The following is a 3,577-nucleotide window of genomic DNA, read 5'->3' as shown; positions in this document are numbered from 1 at the left end:
CAGAACCCTACACCGCAGGGACAACAGAAAAAATAGGATTGCCGAGTAAAAATTATATTGTAGAGCATACTGCATAACGGTATAATTATTTCATATCAAATATAATGGAGTGATGAAAATGAAGCATATCTTAATTGTTGATGATGATATTCATATAAACAAAATGTTGGACGAAGTTTTAGTACATGAAAGATATATGGTTTCCCATGCTTACTCTGGTACAGAAGCATTATTATTTTTAGCAGATACAAAACCAGATTTGATTTTGCTAGACTTAATGTTACCGGGATTGTCTGGGGAAGAATTATTACCACAAATATCAGATATTCCCATTATTGTTATGAGTGCAAAAGTAGATGTTGAAGATAAGGTATCTCTTTTACTTGGTGGTGCAGTTGATTATGTTACTAAGCCTTTTGATACAAAAGAATTATTGGCAAGAATTACTGTTGCACTTAGAGTTAAAACACCCTCATTAAACAGAACATTAGAATTTGAAGATATTACATTGGATACATTTACTTATGAAGTGTTCATAGAGGACAAAAAAGTAAAACTGACGAGAACGGAATATGCTATTTTGAAATTGTTAATACAAAATCCGAAGCAAGTTATTGTAAAGTCATTTCTTTTAGAAAAAATTAGTGAGGACACACCAGACTGTACTGAAAGCTCATTAAAAATGCACATTAGTAATTTAAGAAAAAAACTTCGTGATATAAGTGGAAAAGATTATATTGAAGCTGTTTGGGGAATTGGATTTAAAATGAGAACAGAATAAATCTTTACTGTTTCTTTACTGTTTTCTTTACCGTTTTCTTTACTCTTACAAGATAGAATAACTATATCAGAAAACAGGAGGTAAAAATCATGGAATATGTTCTTAAAACAAATTCTTTATGTAAGAACTACGGGCATTTTAAAGCACTCAACGGCTTATCAATGAATGTGCCTAAAGGTTCGATTTATGGTCTTATCGGCAAAAACGGAGCAGGCAAAACAACTCTTATACGGTTGATATGTGGTTTACAAGAGCCTACATCTGGCGACTATGTTCTTTATGGCAAAAAGCACATAGATAAAGACATTACAAAATCTCGTCGCAGAATGGGAGCAATCGTAGAAACACCGTCAATTTATGTTGATTTAACAGCGTATGAAAATTTAAAGGAGCAATACAAAGTATTAGGTATTCCCTCTGATGATGGAATTTCCGAAATATTAAAATTAGTTGGTCTTGAAAATACGGGAAATAAAAAAGCAAAAAATTTTTCTCTTGGTATGCGTCAAAGACTAGGTATTGCGGTTGCTCTTGCAGGTTCGCCAGATTTTCTCGTTCTTGATGAGCCAGTCAATGGACTTGACCCACAAGGAATTATAGAAATTAGGGAATTGATCTTGAAGCTCAATCAAGAACATGGAATTACCGTTTTGATTTCTAGTCATATATTAGACGAGCTATCAAAACTGGCAACATACTATGGCTTTATTGACAATGGTAAAATGATAAAACAGATTAGCTCTATTGAATTGGAAAGTAAATGCCGAAAATGTACTCATTTAAAAGTATCAAGCACAAAAACCCTTGCTTATGTTTTAGACACTATGAACATTGAATATAAAATACTTTCTAATACAGAAGCGGATATTTTTGAAAAAGTTAATATTTCAAAATTAACGACAGAATTATCCAAAAAAGATTGTGAAGTTATTTCGATACATGAACATGATGAAAGTTTAGAAAGTTATTTTGTTAGCTTGGTAGGGGGTGCAAGACATGAATAAATTATTATCTGCTAATTTCTTTCGATTAAGGAAAAATAAATGTTTTTGGGGTTCATTAGCTTTTATGTTTGTGATTGGAATAGCTAGCCCACTATTGAGATATAGGGATATGAAACAGTCTGGATATATCAATAATCTTGACAATGGATTTTTCATGTGTGCATTGTTCATAGGAATTATTCTTGCTGTATTTTGTAGTCTTTTTATCGGTACAGAACATAATGACGGGACAATCAGAAACAAAATTATCGTAGGACAGAAAAGAGAAACTATTTATTTATCAAATATGGTAACTTGTTCTATTATTGCAATTACAATGTGTATTGTGTTTTTTGTTCCGTATCTCAGCGTTGGAATTCCTTTACTTGGATTTTTTGTTGCTGATATGAAAATGATTGTAATGATAGGAGTAACTGTCTTGGTTTTATCAGTTACATTTGCTTCTCTTTTTACACTTGTAGCAATGCTCTCTCAAAATAAAGCTATTATTGCAGTAGCTTGTATTCTATTTTCATTTGGGCTTTTGTTTGCTGGTGCAATATGTAATAGAATGTTGGACGCTCCAAAAACTATTCCAGCTTATTCGATAGGAGAAAATGGAGAAAACACAGCTCAAGAAATGGAAAATCCAAAATATTTAGACGGAACAAAACGAGAAATTGTGCAATTCATTTATGATGTAAATCCAGGCGGTCAAGCAATTCAATGTTCAACAATGCAAGTTGTTAATTTAACACGATTGCCTATATATTCCTTAGTAATCGTTATACTTACAACTGGTGCAGGTGTTTGGATTTTCAAGAAAAAAGATTTAAAGTAAAGGAGTGAAAAATTATGCTATGGTTATGGCTTTTCATAAGTGGACTGATTTTAGTGATTGTCTTGTTACTTATCAAGATACATTTATTACGAAAATCTGCAAAAGAAATAGAATGTTCATTCGCTGAAAAGCTCATAACCGATAGTAATACTCTGATTGATATTTCAAGCAACGATAAATATATGTGTCATTTAGCAAATGAAATAAATATCCAGCTACGAAAGCTCCGAGCTGAACGCAGAAAATTTCAAAAAGGCGATATAGAATTAAAAAATGCTGTTACAAATGTTTCTCACGATTTACGCACACCGCTAACCGCAATATATGGCTATTTGGATTTACTTGAACAAGAAGAAAAAAGTGAAAAAGTGAATAGATATATTGCTGTCATAAAAAATCGTACAGAAATGCTAAAACAACTAACAGAAGAATTATTTCGTTATTCTGTGATTTTAACTTCAGAAGAAGATTTAAAAATTGAACCTATTACTATTAACAATGTATTAGAGGAAAGTATCGCTTCATTCTATACAATTTTAAAAGAAAAGCAAATTTCTCCTAAGATTATCATTCCACAGAAAAAGATAGTTCGTAATCTTGACCGTTCTGCAATATCAAGAATATTTGCAAATTTATTGAATAATGTGGTCAAGTACAGTAATGGTGATTTAGAAGTTACATTATTTGAAAATGGAGAAATTCATTTTATAAACCATGCTTCAAATTTGACTGAAATAGAAGTTGGAAAATTATTTGACCGATTTTATACAGTTAATAATGCTAGAAATTCAACTGGACTGGGATTGTCTATTTCAAAAGCATTAGTTGAAAAGATGAATGGTACAATTTCAGCCGAGTATAATAATGAAATGCTTAATATTTGCATTGTGTTTGATTTGTGAAAATAACTTTTTATAGCAGTTAGTCTTTGGATTGACTGCTTTTTTCGTACCCAGAAAGGAGTGATTGATT

At 31.4% G+C, this 3,577-nt stretch carries 4 protein-coding genes; all 4 read left to right on the top strand.

Going from position 1 to position 3,577, the window contains the following annotated elements:
* The first annotated feature begins 118 nt into the window (after positions 1 to 118).
* The 4 genes from PG840_RS16425 (at position 119) to PG840_RS16410 (ending at position 3,507) form a co-directional block, all read left to right on the top strand.
* Positions 119 to 781: a response regulator transcription factor gene (locus PG840_RS16425; protein WP_028088146.1), complete on the top strand. Its 663-nt coding sequence runs from the start codon at positions 119 to 121 to the stop codon at positions 779 to 781.
* A gap of 89 nt (positions 782 to 870) precedes the next feature.
* On the top strand, positions 871 to 1,785 hold the full coding sequence (locus PG840_RS16420) for an ATP-binding cassette domain-containing protein (RefSeq protein WP_022621470.1): 915 nt from the start codon (positions 871 to 873) through the stop codon (positions 1,783 to 1,785).
* Positions 1,778 to 2,605 carry an ABC transporter permease subunit gene (locus tag PG840_RS16415; protein ID WP_117719196.1) on the top strand — a complete coding sequence of 276 codons (828 nt, stop codon included), beginning with the start codon at positions 1,778 to 1,780 and terminating at the stop codon, positions 2,603 to 2,605. Before PG840_RS16420 ends, PG840_RS16415 begins: the two co-directional genes overlap by 8 nt.
* Before the next feature lie 11 nt (positions 2,606 to 2,616).
* On the top strand, positions 2,617 to 3,507 hold the full coding sequence (locus PG840_RS16410) for a sensor histidine kinase (protein ID WP_117719197.1): 891 nt from the start codon (positions 2,617 to 2,619) through the stop codon (positions 3,505 to 3,507).
* Positions 3,508 to 3,577 lie beyond the last annotated feature (70 nt).

The sequence above is a fragment of the Coprococcus sp. AM97-35 genome (assembly GCF_027697525.1).
GTDB lineage: Bacteria > Bacillota > Clostridia > Lachnospirales > Lachnospiraceae > Allocoprococcus > Allocoprococcus comes.
The sequence above is the reverse complement of the archived record's forward strand: the minus strand, read 5'-3'. Positions and strand labels throughout refer to the sequence as shown.